Source organism: Stenotrophomonas sp. NLF4-10 (assembly GCF_022359915.1).
GTDB classification, from domain to species: Bacteria; Pseudomonadota; Gammaproteobacteria; order Xanthomonadales; family Xanthomonadaceae; genus Stenotrophomonas; species Stenotrophomonas daejeonensis.
This window is the reverse complement of the sequence record NZ_JAKSEE010000003.1, coordinates 2,106,654-2,125,131: the sequence shown is the minus strand read 5'-3', so window position 1 is coordinate 2,125,131 and position 18,478 is coordinate 2,106,654. Positions and strand designations below refer to the sequence as shown.

General features: G+C 68.9%; 15 protein-coding genes. 12 read left to right on the top strand and 3 right to left on the bottom strand.

Features of this window, described 5'->3' with window-relative positions:
* Positions 1 to 165: 165 nt before the first annotated feature.
* The 5 genes from carA (at position 166) to recJ (ending at position 7,763) form a co-directional block, all read left to right on the top strand.
* Positions 166 to 1,290, top strand: coding sequence for a glutamine-hydrolyzing carbamoyl-phosphate synthase small subunit (carA, locus tag MIC98_RS09955; protein WP_239737053.1), 1,125 nt, complete (start codon positions 166 to 168; stop codon positions 1,288 to 1,290).
* A gap of 1 nt (position 1,291) precedes the next feature.
* Positions 1,292 to 4,534 carry a carbamoyl-phosphate synthase large subunit gene (carB, locus tag MIC98_RS09950; RefSeq protein ID WP_239737052.1) on the top strand — a complete coding sequence of 1,081 codons (3,243 nt, stop codon included), beginning with the start codon at positions 1,292 to 1,294 and terminating at the stop codon, positions 4,532 to 4,534.
* A gap of 8 nt (positions 4,535 to 4,542) precedes the next feature.
* Complete coding sequence (greA, locus tag MIC98_RS09945; protein ID WP_211258206.1) at positions 4,543 to 5,007, top strand: transcription elongation factor GreA; 465 nt, start codon at positions 4,543 to 4,545, stop codon at positions 5,005 to 5,007.
* 106 nt (positions 5,008 to 5,113) lie between these two features.
* Positions 5,114 to 6,043 carry a phosphoglycerate mutase gene (locus tag MIC98_RS09940; RefSeq protein WP_239737051.1) on the top strand — a complete coding sequence of 310 codons (930 nt, stop codon included), beginning with the start codon at positions 5,114 to 5,116 and terminating at the stop codon, positions 6,041 to 6,043.
* Positions 6,036 to 7,763, top strand: a complete 1,728-nt coding sequence (gene recJ / locus MIC98_RS09935) for a single-stranded-DNA-specific exonuclease RecJ (protein WP_239737050.1) — start codon at positions 6,036 to 6,038, stop codon at positions 7,761 to 7,763. Before MIC98_RS09940 ends, recJ begins: the two co-directional genes overlap by 8 nt.
* Positions 7,764 to 7,911: 148 nt before the next feature.
* Here the strand turns inward: recJ and MIC98_RS09930 are convergent, their stop codons facing one another.
* Positions 7,912 to 9,132, bottom strand: a complete 1,221-nt coding sequence (locus tag MIC98_RS09930) for an acyltransferase family protein (protein WP_239737049.1) — start codon at positions 9,130 to 9,132, stop codon at positions 7,912 to 7,914.
* Between the two features lie 154 nt (positions 9,133 to 9,286).
* Here MIC98_RS09930 and MIC98_RS09925 point away from each other — a divergent pair, with 154 nt between their 5' ends.
* The 5 genes from MIC98_RS09925 (at position 9,287) to MIC98_RS09905 (ending at position 14,593) form a co-directional block, all read left to right on the top strand.
* Complete coding sequence (locus MIC98_RS09925) at positions 9,287 to 10,150, top strand: LytTR family DNA-binding domain-containing protein (protein WP_239737048.1); 864 nt, start codon at positions 9,287 to 9,289, stop codon at positions 10,148 to 10,150.
* Between the two features lie 276 nt (positions 10,151 to 10,426).
* Positions 10,427 to 10,660, top strand: a complete 234-nt coding sequence (locus MIC98_RS09920) for an AbrB/MazE/SpoVT family DNA-binding domain-containing protein (RefSeq protein WP_239737047.1) — start codon at positions 10,427 to 10,429, stop codon at positions 10,658 to 10,660.
* Positions 10,657 to 11,058: a type II toxin-antitoxin system VapC family toxin gene (locus MIC98_RS09915; protein WP_057641644.1), complete on the top strand. Its 402-nt coding sequence runs from the start codon at positions 10,657 to 10,659 to the stop codon at positions 11,056 to 11,058. The genes MIC98_RS09920 and MIC98_RS09915 overlap by 4 nt, the downstream gene beginning before the upstream one ends.
* 37 nt (positions 11,059 to 11,095) lie before the next feature.
* Positions 11,096 to 13,687 (top strand): bifunctional aconitate hydratase 2/2-methylisocitrate dehydratase, encoded by a 2,592-nt coding sequence (acnB, locus tag MIC98_RS09910; RefSeq protein ID WP_239737046.1) that lies wholly within the window; start codon positions 11,096 to 11,098, stop codon positions 13,685 to 13,687.
* Between the two features lie 138 nt (positions 13,688 to 13,825).
* On the top strand, positions 13,826 to 14,593 hold the full coding sequence (locus tag MIC98_RS09905) for an SDR family oxidoreductase (RefSeq protein ID WP_239737045.1): 768 nt from the start codon (positions 13,826 to 13,828) through the stop codon (positions 14,591 to 14,593).
* A gap of 47 nt (positions 14,594 to 14,640) precedes the next feature.
* Here the strand turns inward: MIC98_RS09905 and MIC98_RS09900 are convergent, their stop codons facing one another.
* Both MIC98_RS09900 and MIC98_RS09895 read right to left on the bottom strand, forming a co-directional pair.
* Positions 14,641 to 15,210 (bottom strand): response regulator transcription factor, encoded by a 570-nt coding sequence (locus tag MIC98_RS09900; protein WP_057641641.1) that lies wholly within the window; start codon positions 15,208 to 15,210, stop codon positions 14,641 to 14,643.
* Positions 15,207 to 16,433, bottom strand: a complete 1,227-nt coding sequence (locus tag MIC98_RS09895; protein WP_239737044.1) for an ATP-binding protein — start codon at positions 16,431 to 16,433, stop codon at positions 15,207 to 15,209. The genes MIC98_RS09900 and MIC98_RS09895 overlap by 4 nt, the downstream gene beginning before the upstream one ends.
* A gap of 80 nt (positions 16,434 to 16,513) precedes the next feature.
* Here MIC98_RS09895 and ispG point away from each other — a divergent pair, with 80 nt between their 5' ends.
* Both ispG and MIC98_RS09885 read left to right on the top strand, forming a co-directional pair.
* On the top strand, positions 16,514 to 17,779 hold the full coding sequence (ispG, locus tag MIC98_RS09890; RefSeq protein ID WP_239738123.1) for a flavodoxin-dependent (E)-4-hydroxy-3-methylbut-2-enyl-diphosphate synthase: 1,266 nt from the start codon (positions 16,514 to 16,516) through the stop codon (positions 17,777 to 17,779).
* On the top strand, positions 17,760 to 18,455 hold the full coding sequence (locus MIC98_RS09885) for a phosphatase PAP2 family protein (RefSeq protein ID WP_239737043.1): 696 nt from the start codon (positions 17,760 to 17,762) through the stop codon (positions 18,453 to 18,455). The genes ispG and MIC98_RS09885 overlap by 20 nt, the downstream gene beginning before the upstream one ends.
* The last annotated feature ends 23 nt before the right edge of the window (positions 18,456 to 18,478 follow it).

Genomic DNA, 18,478 nt, shown 5'->3' with positions numbered 1-18,478 from the left:
TTGCGGCGCTGGCGCAGGGGCCGCCGTTGCCTTTACAATTCCCGCTCGCCGAATCACGTCAGCCGGACCGGTTTAACACCGCCGTCCGCGCTTTTTTGCAACCGGTTTTTGCCGTGAGCGCAGGCGTGGCTTCGGAGCCCCCTCGGTAGCCAAAGTGAGATTCCCGTGACCCAAGCCGCAATCCTCGTGCTCGAAGACGGCACCGTATTCGAGGGCGAATCCGCAGGCGCGCCCGGCCTGTCCGTGGGTGAGGTGGTGTTCAACACCGCCATGACCGGTTACCAGGAAATGCTGACCGATTCGTCCTACACGCGGCAGATGATCACCCTGACGTACCCGCACATCGGCAACACCGGTACCAACGAACAGGACAACGAGGCGTCGCGGGTCTGGGCTGCCGGCCTGATCGTGCGCGATGTGCCGCGCCGCCCGAGCAGCTGGCGCAACCGGCAATCGCTGCCGGACTGGCTGGTCCAGCGCGGCGTGGTCGCCATCGCCGGCATCGATACCCGCAAGCTGACCCGCCTCCTGCGCGAGCGTGGCGCGCAGAACGGCGCGCTGATGGCCGGCGACGACATCGACGTGGAAAAGGCGCTGGAAGCGGCGCGCAAGTTCCCCGGCCTGAAGGGCATGGACCTGGCCAAGGTGGTCAGCACCGACAAGCCCTATCCGTGGCGTGAAGGCCAGCTTGACCTGGACAAGGGCCAGTTCGTGCAGGCCGAACCCAAGTTCAAAGTGGTGGCCTACGACTTCGGCGTGAAGACCAACATCCTGCGCATGCTCGCCGAGCGCGGCTGCGAACTCACCGTGGTGCCGGCGCAGACCCCGGCCGCCGAGGTGCTGGCGATGAACCCCGACGGCGTGTTCCTGTCCAACGGCCCCGGCGACCCGGAGCCGTGCGACTATGCCATCGCCGCGATCAGGACGTTCGTCGAGAAGAAGATCCCGACCTTCGGCATCTGCCTCGGCCACCAGTTGCTGGGCCTGGCCTCGGGCGCGCGCACCATGAAGATGGGCCACGGCCACCACGGCGCCAACCATCCGGTGCAGGACCTCGACAGCGGCCGGGTGATGATCACCTCGCAGAACCACGGCTTCGCCATCGACGAGGCCACGCTGCCGGCCAACGTCCGCGTCACCCATCGCTCGTTGTTCGACCAGACCATCCAGGGCATCGAGCGTACCGATGCCCCCGCTTTCAGCTTCCAGGGTCACCCTGAAGCTTCCCCCGGCCCCCACGATGTCGCGCCGCTGTTCGATCGGTTCGTCGCGCTGATGGAGAAGAACTGACATGCCAAAGCGTAGCGACCTCAAGACCATCCTCATCATCGGCGCCGGCCCGATCGTCATCGGCCAGGCCTGCGAGTTCGACTACTCCGGCGCGCAGGCGTGCAAGGCGCTGCGCGAGGAGGGCTACCGCGTGGTGCTGGTCAACTCCAACCCGGCCACGATCATGACCGACCCGGAGATGGCCGACGCGGTCTACATCGAGCCGATCAACTGGCAGACGGTCGAGAAGATCATCGCCAAGGAGAAGCCCGACGCGCTGCTGCCGACGATGGGCGGGCAGACCGCGCTGAACTGCGCGCTGGACCTGGCCGACAACGGCGTGCTGGAGAAGTACGGCGTCGAGCTGATCGGCGCCAAGCGCGAGGCCATCCGCATGGCCGAGGACCGCGAGCTGTTCCGCGTGGCGATGGGCGAGATCGGGCTGGAATGCCCCAAGGCGGCCGTCGCCCACACGCTGGAAGAGGCACTGGAAATCCAGACCCGCGTCGGCTACCCGACCATCATCCGCCCGAGCTTCACCCTCGGTGGCAGCGGCGGCGGCATCGCCTACAACCGCGAGGAGCTGGTCGAAATCGTCAACCGCGGCCTCGAACTGTCGCCGACTACCGAAGTGCTGGTGGAAGAATCTGTGCTGGGCTGGAAGGAGTTCGAGATGGAGGTTGTGCGCGACACCGCGGACAACTGCATCATCGTCTGCTCGATCGAGAACCTCGACCCGATGGGCGTGCACACCGGCGACAGCATCACCGTCGCGCCGGCACAGACGCTTACCGACAAGGAATACCAGCGCCTGCGCGATGCCTCCATCGCGGTGCTGCGCAAGATCGGCGTGGACACCGGCGGCTCCAACGTGCAGTTCGGCATCAGCCCGACCACCGGCCGCGTGGTGGTGATCGAGATGAACCCGCGCGTGTCGCGTTCCTCGGCGCTGGCCTCCAAGGCCACCGGCTTCCCGATCGCCAAGGTCGCGGCCAAGCTGGCGGTGGGCTACACGCTGGACGAACTGAAGAACGAGATCACCGGCGGCCTGACCCCGGCCTCGTTCGAGCCGAGCATCGACTACGTCGTCACCAAGATCCCGCGTTTCGCCTTCGAGAAGTTCCCGGCGGCCGACGCGCGCCTGACCACGCAGATGAAGTCGGTGGGCGAGGTGATGGCGATGGGCCGCACCTTCAAGGAATCCCTGCAGAAGGCCCTGCGCGGGCTGGAAACCGGCAAGATCGGGCTGGACCCGACCGGGCTGGACCTGTCCAGCGAGGACGACATCACCACGCTCAAGCGCGAATTGAAGGCCCCCGGCCCGGAACGCCTGTTCTTCGTCGGCGACGCCTTCCGTGCCGGCATGAACGTCGATGACGTCTACGGCCTGTCCTTCATCGACCCGTGGTTCCTCGACCAGATCGAGGACATCGTCGCCGACGAGAAGCAGGTGCAGGCCGAGGGCATCGACGCGCTGGATGGCAAGCGCCTGCGCGCGCTCAAGCGCGCCGGTTTCTCCGACGCGCGGCTGGCGCAGCTGACCGGCACCAACGAGGCCGCGATCCGCGCCCTGCGCCGCGCGCACAAGGTGCGCCCGGTGTACAAGCGCGTGGACTCGTGCGCGGCCGAGTTCGCCACCGGCACCGCCTACCTGTATTCGACCTACGAGGACGAGTGCGAGGCCAACCCGACCGACCGCGACAAGATCATGATCCTCGGCGGCGGCCCCAACCGCATCGGCCAGGGCATCGAGTTCGACTACTGCTGCGTACACGCGGCGCTGGCATTGCGCGAGGATGGTTACGAAACCATCATGGTCAACTGCAACCCGGAGACGGTTTCCACCGACTACGACACCTCCGACCGCCTGTACTTCGAGCCGCTGACGCTGGAAGACGTGCTGGAGATCGTCGAGCTGGAACAGCCCAAGGGCGTGATCGTGCAGTACGGCGGCCAGACCCCGCTCAAGCTGGCCCGTGCGCTGGAAGCCAACGGCGTACCGGTGATCGGCACCAGCCCGGACTCCATCGACCTGGCCGAGGATCGCGAGCGCTTCCAGAAGCTGGTGCAGGACCTCGGCCTGAAACAGCCGCCGAACCGCACCGCCCGCACCGCCGACGAGGCGCTGGCGCTGGCGCGCGAGATCGGCTACCCGCTGGTGGTGCGCCCGAGCTACGTGCTCGGCGGCCGCGCGATGGAAATCGTCTACGGCGAGGCCGACCTGGCGCGCTACGTGCGCGATGCGGTCAAAGTGTCCAACGATTCGCCGGTGCTGCTGGACCACTTCCTCGACGCGGCGGTCGAGGCCGACGTGGACGTCATCTGCGACAAGGACGGCAACGTGCTGATCGGCGGGGTGATGGAGCACATCGAGGAGGCAGGTGTGCACTCGGGCGACTCGTCCTGCTCGCTGCCGCCGTACTCGCTGTCGCCGGCCACGCAGGAAGAACTGCGCCGGCAGGTGCGCGAGCTGGCCAAGGCGCTGAACGTGGTCGGCCTGATGAACACCCAGTTCGCGATCCAGACCGATGCCGACGGCAACGACGTCATCTATCTGCTGGAAGTGAACCCGCGCGCCTCGCGCACCGTGCCGTTCGTGTCCAAGGCCACCGGCGTGGCGCTGGCCAAGATCGCCGCCCGCTGCATGGCCGGCATGACCCTGGCCGAGCAGGGCGCGACCTTTGAGGTGGTGCCGGATTACTACTCGGTGAAGGAGGCGATCTTCCCGTTCGCCAAGTTCCAGGGCGTGGACCCGATCCTAGGGCCGGAAATGCGCTCCACCGGCGAGGTGATGGGCGTGGGCCGCAGCTTCAGCGCCGCCTTCGCGCGCGCGCAGGAAGCCGGCGGCATCAAGACCCCGCCGCTGGGCAAGGCCTTCATCTCGGTGCGCGACGCCGACAAGCTGCGCGTGCTGCCGGCGGCGCAAGGTTTGGTTGAGCGCGGCTATTCGCTGGTCGCCACCCGTGGCACCGCCGCGTGGTTGCAGCAGCAGGGGCTGGCCTGCGAAGTGGTCAACAAGGTGGTCGAAGGCCGCCCGCACATCGTGGACAGCATCAAGAACGGCGAGATCGTCTACATCGTCAACACCACCGAAGGCCGCGCGGCGATCAACGACTCGTTCTCGATCCGCCGCGAGGCCCTGCAAAACCGCATCACCTATTCGACCACGGTGGCCGGCGCCAAGGCGCTGGTGCAATCGCTGGAATTCCGCGGCACCGGCCCGGTGTGGTCGCTGCAGGAACTGCACAAGGAACTGAACGCATGAGAGCCCCCATCACCCTGAAAGGCGCGCAGCGCCTGCGCGAAGAGCTCGAACACCTGAAGTCGGTGAAGCGGCCGAAGGTGATCGCCGCGATCGCCGAGGCGCGCGAGCACGGCGACCTGAAGGAGAACGCCGAGTACCACGCCGCGCGCGAGGAGCAGGGCTTCATCGAAGGCCGCATCAAGCAGCTGGAAGGCGAGCTGTCGCATGCCGAGGTCATCGACATCAGCAAGCTCAACGCCGGCAGCAAGGTGGTGTTCGGCGCCACGGTGACGCTGGCCGACGTGGAAACCGACGAGGAGAAGCGCTACCAGATCGTCGGCGACCTGGAGGCGGACATCAAGCTGGGGCTGATCGCCATTTCCTCGCCGGTGGCGCGGGCGCTGATCGGCAAGCTGGAAGGCGACAGCGTCGCCATCGACGCCCCGGCCGGCCAGCGCGAGTACGAGATCGTCAGCGTCGAATACCTTGATTGATCCGGTAGGTGCGGGGCTTGCCCCGCACGACGCCTTCCCGGTGACGCCACATGCGGGGCAAGCCCCGCATCTACATTGAGTGTCCCGACGGGAAGCAGAGCCAGCCATGACCCACGCCAAAGCCACCCTGCTGCTTCCCGCCCGCAACCGTTTCCCGAACGGTGCATTGCCGGCACAGGTGGCGAATGCCCTCGGTCGTGCTGACCACAGCGAAGGCGAAGCCGGCGAACCGGCGCAGCTGCGCCGGCATTTCGACGTGCGTCCGCAGGCATGGTCCGCCGCCGCGCTGACCCGCCAACACGATGCCAACGACGCCGGCGACAGCCTGTGGCTGCGCGCCGACCCGGCCAACGTGGCGCCGGACATGCAGGGCGCGCGCCTGATGGCATCGGCCGAAACCCTGCGGCTGGAGCAGGACGACGTGGATGCGCTGGTGCCGGCCCTGCAGCCGCTGTTCGCCGGCTTCGGTTTCCGGCTCGACGCGCCCACGCCCTCGCGCTGGTACCTGCGCCTGCCCGACGACACGCCGTTGCCTGCATTCGCCGCGCCGGAAACCGTGCTCGGCGACGATCTGTTCGAACACCTGCCTGAAGGCGAGCACGGCCGCCGTTGGCGCAGCCTGCTGACCGAAGCGCAGGTGCTGCTGCACCAGCATCCGTGGAATGAACAGCGTAGCGCGCAGGGCAAACGTCCGGTCAACTCGCTGTGGTTCTGGGGCGCGGGTCGTCTGCCCGGATCGGTGCAGACCGGGCACGCACAGGTACGCAGCCGCGACGCGCTGCTGCAGGCGCTGGCGCAGCTGGCCGGCGTGCGCGTCGATGGCGAGCATGCCGTCGATGCGCTGGTGGACCTGCGCCAGCTGCGTTCGCTGGAACAACTCACCCGCGATGCCATCACGCCGCTGCTCGACGCCATCGCCCGTGGCGAACTGCGCGAACTGCGGCTGGATTTCGAGGATGGCGCGCAATACCGCATCCATCGTGGCCAGCGCTGGCGCTTCTGGAAGAAACCGCTGGCGACGCTGGCCAATGACTGACGCGTTGAAGATCGTCCGCCGCGCCAGCGTCGAGGGCGGGCAATGGGACGAGCAGACCCTGCCGCTGCTGCGCCGTATCTACGCCGCGCGTGGCGCGCTGTCGCCGGAACAGGCGCAGCCGAAGCTGGCGCGACTGCATGCGCCGGAACTGCTGGGCGGCATGCCGGCGGCGGTGGAATTGCTTGCCGCCGCGATCGCCGGCGGCAAGCGCATCCTCGTCGTCGGTGACTTCGACTGCGATGGCGCCACCGCCTGCGCGGTCGGCGTGCGCGGCCTGCGCCTGCTCGGCGCGCGCGACGTGGTGCACGCGGTGCCCAACCGCATGGTGCACGGCTACGGGTTGTCGCCGTCGCTGGTGGCCGAACTGGCCGTACTGGAGCCGGACCTGCTGGTCACCGTCGACCACGGCATCGCCTGCCATGCCGGTGTCGCCGCGGCCAAGGCGCTGGGCTGGCAGGTGCTGGTCACCGACCACCACCTGCCCGGCGAGCAGTTGCCGCCGGCCGACGCCATCGTCGATCCCAACCTCGGCGGCGACGCCTTCCCGAGCAAGGCGCTGGCCGGCGTCGGCGTGATCTTCTACGTGCTGATGGCGCTGCGGCGGCACCTGCGCGAACAGGGCGCGTTCGCCGACCAGCCCGAGCCGGACCTGCTGGCCCTGCTCGACCTGGTCGCGGTCGGCACCGTCGCCGATCTGGTTGCGCTGGACGACAACAACCGCGCTCTGGTCGCCGCCGGCCTGCGCCGCCTGCGCGCCGGCAAGGGCTGCGTCGGGCTGCGCGCCCTGATCGAGGCCAGCGGCCGCGATGCGCGCCGGCTGACCGCCAGCGACATCGGCTTCGCGCTGGGGCCGCGCCTGAACGCCGCCGGGCGGCTGGAAGACATGGCACTGGGCATCGAACTGCTGCTGACCGAGGATGCTGCGCAGGCGCGCGAGATCGCCGCGCTGCTGGAGGAAATCAACAGCGAACGCCGCGCGATGCAGCAGCTGATGACCGACGACGCCGAGCTGGCGGTGTCACGCGCCTTGCTGGCCGACGATGGCCAATGTCCGGTCGCTGCGTGTCTGTTCGACGCCGAATGGCATCCCGGCGTGGTCGGGCTGGTCGCCTCGAAGATGAAGGACCGGCTGCACCGCCCGGTGATCGCTTTCGCCCCGGCCGAACCCGGCGCGGCGATGCTGCGCGGTTCGGCGCGCTCGATTCCCGGCTTCCATGTCCGCGACGCGCTGGCGGCGGTCGATGCGCGCCATCCCGGCCTGATCGACAAGTTCGGCGGCCATGCGATGGCCGCGGGCATGTGCCTGCCGCTGGAGCGGCTGGACGCCTTCCGCAGCGCATTCGAGCAGCAGGTATTGGCGACGCTGGACCCGGCGTCGCTGCAACGGCAACTGCTCAGCGACGGTGAACTGTCCGCGGCCGAACTCGACTTCCGCCATGCCGAGGCGCTGCGTCTGGCCGGCCCGTGGGGGCAGGGCTTTCCCGAACCCTTGTTCGACGGCCACTTCGAGGTGCTGAAGTGGCGCGTGCTGAAGGAGCGCCACCTGAAGCTGGAGCTGCGCTTGCCGGGCATGGCCGCGCCGCTCAACGCCATCCACTTCGGCGGCTGGACCGGCAACGATCCGGGCCGCCACGTGCACCTGGCCTATCGGCTGGTCAGCGACGACTACCGTGGCGGTGGCGCGATCCAGTTGATCGTCGAGCACTGCGCGCCAGCATAGGGTGGGGCTTGCCCCGCATGGGGGCTTCACCGGTAGAGCCCCGTGCCGGGCAAGCCCGGCACCTACGAAGATGGTAGCGCCCGACCGTTGGTCGTGGCGACGGTGCGCGGCGCCGGGGCATTGTCGCAACCGACCAACGGCCGGGCCATCATTCCTCCGTATGGAGCGAGGCAAGTCGTATCGGCTCAACCTGCGGATTGCGGAGGGGCGATGGCTTTCGCTTGAGGCCAAACAAGGGCCGCAGCCAGCCGGTGCGGCGGATCAGGCATTCGTGCAGCAGCAGGCAGCCGGCAACCGTGCCTGCGACCACCAGCGAGGCTTCGGTGGCCGCACCAAGCTTCACCGGCATCAGCCAGTAGGCGAGGGCGACGATCAGGGTCTGGTGCAGGATGTACCAGGAGAACACCGCCTCGCTGGCATAGGGCAGCCAGCGGAACGGGCGGTCGAGCAGGGCGCGGCCCCAGCCGAAGATCGCCAGCAGCGCCATCCACGTGTAGGTGACGCGGGCGATGCGCTCGATCGTGTACCACGGGACGTGCGGTGCCCATTCCGGCATCGGCCCGGCGGGCGGGTGATGGCCGAGCCAGCGCAGGCCGAGTTCCACGCCGATCGCCACCATCGCCACCCCCAGCGTTCGCCAGCGCAGCCGCCGCGCCCAGTTCCAGAACCCCGTGCGGGTCGCCAGCACGTAGCCCAGCAGGAACAGCGGCAGCGATTCCGCATGGACGGTCCAGTCATCGAACAGGGCATGGGTTTCAAGGAAATGCGGGGCCAGCCAGAGGCGGACGCCCAGCAGCCAGAGGATCGGCAGCACCAGCAACAGAACGGCCGACAGCCGCGTGGGCTCCGCATTCCCCAACCGTTCCCGCACCCATCGCAGCAGTGGAACCGCCGCCAGCAACAGCAGGGTGTAGGGCAACAGGTAGGCCAGGTACCACAGATGGTTCCAGGTCGGCGTGAGCATGCACTGGCCGGCGCGGCACAGCCCGTGGGTGAGGTAGAGCGGGTAGAAGTGCGCGAGGCTGCCGGTGTAGCCGTATTGCGCGATGATCTGGAAGAAGGTCTGCGGCGGCACCACCACCAGCATGCCGAATGCCAGCGGCAGCAGCAGGCGCAGGCTGCGCGATCCGGCGAAGCGCCATCGGCGGCCTTCGATCCCGGCCAGGCCGAGGGCGATGCCGGAGATCATGAACAACAGCGACATCCGCCAGCGGTTCAGCGCGATCATCGGGTACTGCAGCCATTCGGCCTGGTACGTGCTCTTGATATGGAAGTCCCAGTCGGCCACGTAGACCATCGCCGAGTGGTAGAGGATCAGCAGGGAGAAGGCGATGACGCGCAGGGCGTCGATGTCGTGGCGGCGTTGCATGCGGCAGGGCCGGTAGCGGGAGTGCCGCCAGCGTTCGCGTTCGCGGGCCGTCCTGCCACCGGGAAGTGACCGTGCGACAAGGGTTTGGGACAAGTCGTGGATAGAAGGGACGAGCCGGGGGCGGGCGGCGCAGGCCCGCCCCTACAATGCGCGGATGGATCCGACGCCCCCGAACCTGTACCAGCGCTACCGGCCGTGGCGTCGCTCCTTCGAGATCGGGTTCTGGGTCGTCCAGTACCTCGTCGGCGCACTGGCCAACAGCATCACCGTGAACATGGACGTGCGCCGGGGGCATCTGGATTTCAGCGCCTGGCAGCCGGTCGTGTGGGAAACCAGCTCTGCCGTGACGGCGCTGGCGCTGGTGCCGGCCGTGGTCTGGTTCACCCGCCGCTTCCCGTTGCACCTGGATGACTGGCGGCGGCTGTTGCCGCTGCACCTGCTGGGCAGCCTGGCCTGGTCAGTCCTGCATGTGGCCGGGATGGTCGCGATCCGCAAGCTGGCCTATGCCAGCGTCGGCGACAGCTACGACTTCGGATCGTGGTGGCGCGAGTCCGGCTACGAATACCTGAAGGACGTGCGCTCCTACGCCGGCATGGTGCTGACCATCGAGGGCTACCGCCTGCTGCTGCGCCGCCTGCAGGGCGAGGCCATGCTGCTGTCGCTGCCCGACGAGGGCCCGCCGGTGGAGCCGGTGGAGCGCCCCGAGCGCTTCCTGGTGCGCAAGCTCGGCCGCGAATTCCTGGTCGCCGCCGCCGACATCGAATGGCTGCAGGCGGCCGGCAACTACGTCAACCTGCGAGTGCGCGGCCATGACTACCCGCTGCGTAGCACCATCACCGGCATCGAGGCGCGGCTCGACCCGGAGCGCTTCGTGCGCATCCACCGCAGCTACATCGTCAACCTCGCACAGGTGGCCTCGATCGAGCCGCTGGACAGCGGCGATGCCCGCGTCCACCTGCGCGACGCCACCGTGCTGCCGTGCAGCCGCCGTTACCGGGCCAATTTGCGTTCGAGGTAGGGCCGGCAAAACCCGCAGCCGTAGATGCGGGGCTTGCCCCGCATGGGGGGCTTCACCGGCAAAGCCCCGTGCCGGGCGAGCCCGGCACCTACGACGGCGGTAGCGCCCGACCGCTGGTCGTGGCGGCGGTGCGTGGAGCCGGGGTATTGCCGGATCGGGCCAACGGTCCGCACCCATCGGGCCATCGCACCCATGGAATCCATGCGCCAGCCGGCATTCAGTCAGGGTATGCGTGTGAAAGTATGTATAATTTTCGCATACTTTGGAGGGCCGCCAATGGAAGCCACCGTAGCCGAACGCGGGCAGATCACCCTGCCCAAGGCCGTGCGCGACGCGCTGGGCCTGACCAAGGGCACGCTGCTGAAGGTCGAGCTGGACGGCAGCCGCATCATCCTGCGCAAGAGCGTGGACGACGCCATTTCCCGTGCCCGCGGCAAGTTCGCGCTGGATGGCTTCGAGTCCGCGGAAGCCGCCGTGCGCACCGTCCGCGACGAGGCCGGCGAGGCATGATCGCCATCGACTCGGCGGTGCTGATCGAGCTGCTCAGCGACGGTGCGCGCGCCGACGCGGTGGAATCCTGCCTGCGGCAGGCGCTGGTCGGCGGCCGCGTGGTCGTCTGCGGCACCACGCTGGCCGAGATCTGCGCCTCGCTGCGCGGCGGCGCGCAGGTGCAGGAGGCGTTGGAGGAAATGGGCATCCATTTCAGCCCGCTGGAAGCCAAATCCGCGCTGCGCGCCGGCGAGATGCACCGCCGCCACCGCCAGCGCAACGCCGGCGACACCCGCCGCATCGACGATTTCATGGTCGGCTCGCACGCACTGCTGCAATGCGACGGCCTGATCACCTGGAACGACACGTTTTACCGCGACTACTTCAAGGGCTTGAAGCTGATCGTGCCGCAAGCCTAGCCCCATCCTTTACCTGTCCGTACCACCGGGAGTTGTCATGTTGGAAGCCTACCGCCACCACGTAGCCGAGCGCGCCGCCCTCGGCATCCCGCCGCTGCCGCTGTCCGCACAGCAGACGGCCGACGTCATCGAGCTGCTGAAGAACCCGCCGGCCGGCGAGGCCGGGTTCCTGCTCGACCTGCTCACCCACCGCGTGCCGGCCGGCGTCGATGACGCCGCCAAGGTCAAGGCCTCGTACCTGGCCGCCATCGCCTTCGGCAGCGAGAAGAACGCGCTGATCAGCCGCGCGCGCGCCACCGAACTGCTGGGCACCATGCTCGGCGGCTACAACGTCGCCCCGCTGATCCAGCTGCTCGACGACGCCGAGGTGGGCACCATCGCCGCCGATGCGCTGAAGAACACGCTGCTGGTGTTCGACGCCTTCCACGACGTGGAAGAGAAGGCCAAGGCCGGCAACGCCAACGCCAAGGCCGTGCTGCAAAGCTGGGCCGATGCCGAGTGGTTCACCGGCAAGCCGGAAGTGCCGCAGAGCCTGACCATCACCGTGTTCAAAGTGCCGGGCGAGACCAACACCGACGACCTGTCGCCGGCCCCGGACGCCACCACCCGCCCGGACATCCCGATGCACGCGCTGGCGATGCTGAAGAACGCGCGCCCGGACGCCCCGTTCCAGCCGGAGGAAGACGGCAAGCGCGGCCCGATCCAGCAGATCCTCGACCTCAAGGACAAGGGCCACCTGGTCGCCTACGTCGGCGACGTGGTCGGCACCGGTTCCTCGCGCAAGTCGGCCACCAACAGCGTGCTGTGGTGGACGGGCGACGACATCCCGTACATTCCCAACAAGCGCGCCGGCGGCGTCTGCCTGGGCGGCAAGATCGCGCCGATCTTCTACAACACGATGGAAGACGCCGGCGCGCTGCCGATCGAGCTGGACGTGTCGAAGATGGAGCACGGCGACGTCGTCGAGCTGCGCCCGTACGAAGGCAAGGCGCTGAAGAACGGCGAGGTGATCGCCGAATTCCAGGTCAAGTCCGACGTGCTGTTCGACGAAGTGCGCGCCGGTGGCCGCATCCCGCTGATCATCGGCCGCGGCCTCACTGCCAAGGCGCGCGAGGCCCTCGGCCTGCCGGCCACCGACCTGTTCCGCCTGCCGGTGCAGCCGGCCGATACCGGCAAGGGCTACTCGTTGGCGCAGAAGATGGTCGGCCGCGCCTGCGGCCTGCCAGAAGGGAAGGGCATGCGCCCGGGCACCTACTGCGAGCCGAAGATGACCTCGGTGGGTTCGCAGGACACCACCGGCCCGATGACCCGCGACGAGCTGAAGGACCTGGCCTGCCTGGGCTTCTCGGCCGACCTGGTGATGCAGTCGTTCTGCCACACCGCCGCCTACCCGAAGCCGGTGGACGTGAAGACCCACCACACCCTGCCGGAGTTCATCTCCACCCGCGGCGGCATCTCGCTGCGCCCGGGCGACGGCGTGATCCACAGCTGGCTCAACCGCATGCTGCTGCCCGACACCGTCGGCACCGGCGGCGACAGCCACACCCGCTTCCCGATCGGCATCTCGTTCCCGGCCGGCTCCGGCCTGGTCGCCTTCGCCGCCGCCACCGGGGTGATGCCGCTGGACATGCCCGAGTCGGTGCTGGTGCGCTTCAAGGGCCAGCTGCAGCCGGGCGTGACCCTGCGCGACCTGGTCAACGCGATCCCGCTGTACGCGATCAAGCAGGGCCTGCTGACCGTGGCCAAGGCCGGCAAGAAGAACATCTTCTCCGGCCGCATCCTCGAAATCGAAGGCCTGCCGGACCTGAAGGTGGAGCAGGCGTTCGAACTGTCCGACGCCTCGGCCGAGCGCTCGGCCGCCGGCTGCAGCGTGCGCCTGAACAAGGAGCCGATCATCGAGTACCTCAACAGCAACATCGTGCTGCTGAAGAACATGATCGCCGAGGGCTATGCCGACGCCCGTTCGCTGGCGCGCCGCATCGAGAAGATGGAAGCGTGGCTGGCCGACCCGCAGCTGCTGGAGCCGGACGCCGACGCCGAATACGCCGCGGTCATCGAGATCGACCTGGCCGACGTGCATGAACCCATCGTGGCCTGCCCGAACGATCCGGACGACGTGAAGACCCTGTCCGAAGTGGCCGGCGCGCAGATCGACGAAGTGTTCATCGGTTCGTGCATGACCAACATCGGCCACTTCCGCGCCGCCGCCAAGCTGCTGGAAGGCAAGCGCGATCTGCCCACACGCCTGTGGATCGCGCCGCCGACCAAGATGGACGCCAGCGAGCTGACCAAGGAAGGCCACTACGGCACCTTCGGCAACGCCGGCGCGCGCACCGAGATGCCCGGCTGCTCGCTGTGCATGGGCAACCAGGCGCAGATCCGCGAAGGTTCCACCGCGATGTCGACCTCGACCCGCAACTTCCCGAACCGGCTGGGCCGCAACACCAATGTGTACCTGGGTTCGGCGGAGCTGGCGGCGATCTGCGCGCGCCTGGGCCGCATCCCGAGCAAGGAGGAGTACATGGCGGACATCGGCGTGATCAACGCCAACGGCGACACCATCTACCGCTACATGAACTTCGACCAGATCGAGGAATACCGCGAAGTCGCCGATACCGTGGCCGCCTGATCCACGGCAACTGCTGAACGACGAAGCCCGGCGCACGCCGGGCTTCGTCGTTTCCGCCGCCACTGCCAGGTCTGATACCGGCGAGCGCGGCGCGCGGTTGCCGGCCAGTCTCCGCACTCCATCACCAAGGAGCAGGACATGAAGGCATTGCACGGCAAGACCATCTTGATCACCGGCGCCAGTTCCGGCATCGGCCACGCCACGGCGTTGCTGTTCGCCGCCGAGGGCGCACGCGTGGTCCTCGGCGCGCGGCGTGGCGACAGGCTGGAAGCGCTGTCGTCGCGGATCCGGGCCGAGGGAGGTTCGGCCACCTGGCTGGCCGGCGATGTGCGCGAGGAGGCCTATGCGCAGGCGCTGGTGCGGCATGCCGAGGAAACCTATGGCCCCCTCGACGCGGCGTTCAACAATGCCGGCACGCTCGGGCCGCTGCAGCCCACGCCCGACGTCGCGCTGCACGACTGGCAGAACGCGCTGGACGTCAACCTGACCGGCGCCTTCCTCGGCGCGAAGCACCAGATTCCGTCACTGTTGCGCAATGGCAATGGCGGCAGCCTGGTATTCACCTCGACCGTCGTCGGGCACACCACGGGCTTCCCGTGCACGGCCGCCTATGCGGCGAGCAAGGCCGGCGTCATCGGCCTGGTGCATGCGCTGGCGACCGAGTTCGGGCCGGCCGGCGTGCGGGTCAACGCGCTGTTGCCCGGCGGCACCGACACGCCGATGGCACGCGAGATGAACCCCGACGAGGCCGCGCTGGGCGCGGTCGCGCGCCTGCATGCGCTGCGGCGATTGGCCCGGCCGGAGGAGATCGCGGCCGCGGCATTGTTCCTGGTATCGCCGGCATCCTCGTTTGTCACCGGCAGCGCGATGCGGGTCGATGGCGGGGTGTCGGTCCAGCGCGGTTGAGCCGCGCGCTCCGCGGCGGCACCCGCCTGCACCGGAGACGGGTGCCGTCAGCGGTTCGGATCGCGCTCCGGGCTGGGCCGCTTGAGCAGCTTGCGTTGCAGCGAGCGGCGGTGCATGCCGAGCAGGCGCGCGGCGGCGGAGATGTTGCCGCCGGTTTCGTGCAGGGCCTGCTGGATGTGTTCCCACTGCAGCCGGCTGATCGGGGTCATCGCGTCGGGGGGCTCGACTTCCTCGTGCTCCTCGCCGCCGTCCTCGTCGGTTTCGCCGAGGGCGCGCAGGATCATCTGCACCGTCGCCGGCTTGGGCAGGTAGTCGTCGGCGCCGAGCTTGATCGCCTCCACCGCGGTGGCGATCGAGGCGTAGCCGGTGACCAGCAGGATGCGCATGTCCGCGCGCAGTTCGCGCAGCGGCTGGATCAGCGCCAGCCCGGATTCGCTGCCCAGCTTCAGGTCGATCAGGGCGAAGGCCGGCGGCGCCTGCGTGGCCTGTTCCAGCGCGCTGGCGATGTCGTGGGCGGTGACGGTCTCGATCTCGCGCCGGGCGAGGCTGCGTTGCAGGGTGCGCAGGTACAGCGGGTCGTCATCGACCAGCAGGCCGTGGGTGGGCAGGTCGGTCATGCGTTCGCTTCCAGGTTGGCAAGGGGCAGGCGGAAGCCGACGCGGGTGCCGCGGCCTTCGGCCGGGCGCATCCACAACTCGCCATGCAGTCGTTCGATGGTGGCATGCGACAGCGCCAGGCCTACGCCCATGCCGTGGGTCTTGCCGCTGTTGAACAGGGTGCCGGGCAGGGCGGCCTGGTTGGCGTTGAAGCCGGGGCCATAGTCGCGCACCTGCCCGTGCAGCTGACCGTCGTGCACGCGGATGTCGAGGTCTACCTGCGCCTGCCCGGCCTGTTCGCCGGCATCGGCGGCGTTGTTCAGCAGCACCTGCAGCAGGTGGCCGACGCTGGCGTCCAGCGTCAGTTGCAGCGGTGCGTCGGCGTTGCGCTGCAGCTGGACGGTCGGCCGCACCAGCCGCCATTGCTCCAGCACGTTGCCGATGGTGGTGCGGGCGCGGTTGCGCGCGCCTTCGGCCGGCGCGGCCAGCGCCAGCACCCGTTCGCGGCATTGCACCAGCAGCCCGCTCAGGGTTTCCAGGTCGTCGCGCAGTTCGGGGGTGTCGGCGCATTGCTCGGCGATGTCGTCGGTGAGCAGGGTCATCGTCGCCAGCGGCGTGTTGAGCTCGTGCGCTACCGAGGCGGCGTGGGTGGCCAGGGCGACGATGCCCTCGTTGCGGACGAAGCGCTCGCGCAGCAGCGCCAACTGGTTCTCGCGCTCGCGCAATGCCGCGGCCAGCCGCGTGGCGAACACCAGCACGACCACGCTGGACAGCAGGAAGTTGGTCGCCGTGCCCCACAGCAGCAGGTGCACCGCGTCGAGATGGCCGCCGTGCAATGGCCGCCCGAACGCCGCGCTCGCCGCATAGCCGGCCACGCAGGTGGCGGCCACCGCGTGGGTCCAGCGCCGGGGCAGGGCGAGGGCGGCCAGCGCGATCAGGATCAGGAACAGCGAGCCGAACGGATTGGCGATGCCGCCGCTCCAGCCCACCATCCAGGTCAGCATGATGACGTCGACGAGGATGTGGCCGAAGGCGGTCAGCGGCGCCGGGTTGCTGCCGTGCACGCGCAGCTGCACGTACAGGTTGAACAGCGCCAGCGCGCAGACCCCGCTCCACAGCGGCAGTTGCGGCAGGTCCAGCCCCAGCAGCCATGTGGCGATGACGATGGCGATGGCCTGGCCGGCGGTGGCGAGCCAGCGCAGGCTGCACAGGGTGCGCAGGAAGGAGGTGTCCGGGGAATCCATCCGTACTATCGTATGCGCTTGCGGCCCGCGCCGCGCGGGGTTCATGCCGCGGGCGGAAGCGGCGCGCTAAAATGCGCGCCATGCACGACGCCGTCACCCGCCCGACACCGCCCGCCGACGCCAGCGCCTGGCCCCGCCGCATCACCCACGCCGTGGACATCGGCGGGGTGAAAGTGGGCGGCGGCCACCCGGTGGTCGTCCAGTCGATGACCAATACCGACACCGCCGACGTCGCCGCCAGCGTCAAGCAGGTGGCCGAGCTGTGGCGCGCCGGTTCGGAAATGGTGCGGCTGACCGTCAACAATGCCGAGTCGGCCGCGGCCATCCCGCGCATCGTCGAGAAGCTGCGGATGATGGGCGTGGACGTGCCGCTGATCGGTGATTTCCACTACAACGGCCACCAGCTGCTCGCCGGCGAGCCGGCCTGTGCCGAGGCGCTGGCCAAGTACCGCATCAACCCCGGCAACGTCGGCTTCGGCAAGAAGCGCGACACCCAGTTCGCGCAGTTGATCGAATTCGCGATCAAGTACGACAAGCCGGTGCGCATCGGCGCCAACTGGGGCTCGCTGGACCAGTCGCTGGCGGCGAAGCTGATGGACGAGAACAGCCGCCTTGCGCAGCCGCTGGACGCCGCGCGCGTGCTGCGCGAGGCGCTGATCCGCTCGGCGCTGGATTCGGCGCATACCGCGGTGGAGCTGGGCCTGCCGCGCGAGCGCATCGTGCTGTCGGCCAAGGTCAGCGGCGTGCAGGAGCTGATCGCGGTGTACCGCGACCTCGCCAGTCGTTCCGATTTCGCCCTGCACCTGGGCCTGACCGAGGCCGGCATCGGCAGCAAGGGCATCGTCGCCTCGTCGGCGGCGCTGGCGGTGCTGTTGCAGGAAGGCATCGGCGACACCATCCGCATCTCGCTGACGCCCGAACCCGGCCAGCCGCGCACGCAGGAAGTGATCGTCGCGCAGGAGTTGCTGCAGACCACCGGCCAACGCGCGTTCACGCCGATGGTCACCGCCTGCCCGGGCTGCGGCCGCACCACCTCCGAGTTCTTCCAGGAACTGGCGAAGGTGGTGCAGAACCACGTGCGCGAGAAGATGCCGGTGTGGCGCGTCAGCCACCCCGGCGCGGAGAACATGACGCTGGCGGTGATGGGCTGCGTGGTCAACGGCCCCGGCGAATCGCGGCAGGCCAACATCGGCATCTCGCTGCCCGGCACCGGCGAGGCACCGGCCGCGCCGGTGTTCGTCGATGGCGAAAAGAAGGTGACATTGCGGGGCGAAAACATCGCGCAGGAGTTCGTGGCGCTGATCGACGACTACGTCGAGACACGCTATGCGCGCAACGCCGGCTGAGTCGCGCCGCGAGGCCGCCGGCCTGCGCGACTGGCTGGCCCACAACGCATGGCGCATCGCCGTGCTGTTCGTCGGCCTGCTGCTGCCGCTGGCCGGTTTCGTGATGCTCGCCGAGGAAATCCACGAGGCCGAAGCGCTGCATTTCGACGATGCGCTGCTGTGGCGCATGCGCGGGCTGGCATCGCCGCCGCTGGACGCCTTCTTCGTGCTGGTGTCGAAGCTGGGCTACCAGTGGGGCGTGATTCCGCTGGACGTGCTGGTCGTGGCGCTGCTGGCGTGGCAGCGGCATTGGCGCAATGCCCTGTTCGCCGCCACCGCCTTCGTCGGTTCGGCGGTGCTGAACCTCGGCAGTAAGCAGCTGTTCCAGCGTGAGCGCCCGGGCCTGTGGGAATCGATCGCGCCGGAGAGCACCTTCAGTTTCCCCAGCGGGCACGCAATGGGCGCGATGACGCTGGCCGCCACCGTGGTGTTCCTGGCCTGGCCCACGCGCTGGCGCTGGCCGGCGCTGCTGGCCGCCGTGCTGTTCGTGCCGCTGGTCGGGCTGTCGCGCGTCCACCTGGGCGTGCATTACCCCTCCGACATCCTCGGCGGCTGGTGCGCGGCGCTGGCCTGGGTCTGCGGCGTGCACGCGCTGATGTTCCGCCGCCACTGGTCACCGCCGCCCGCGACGCACTGACCCCCGCGCGGCTTGTGCCGCCC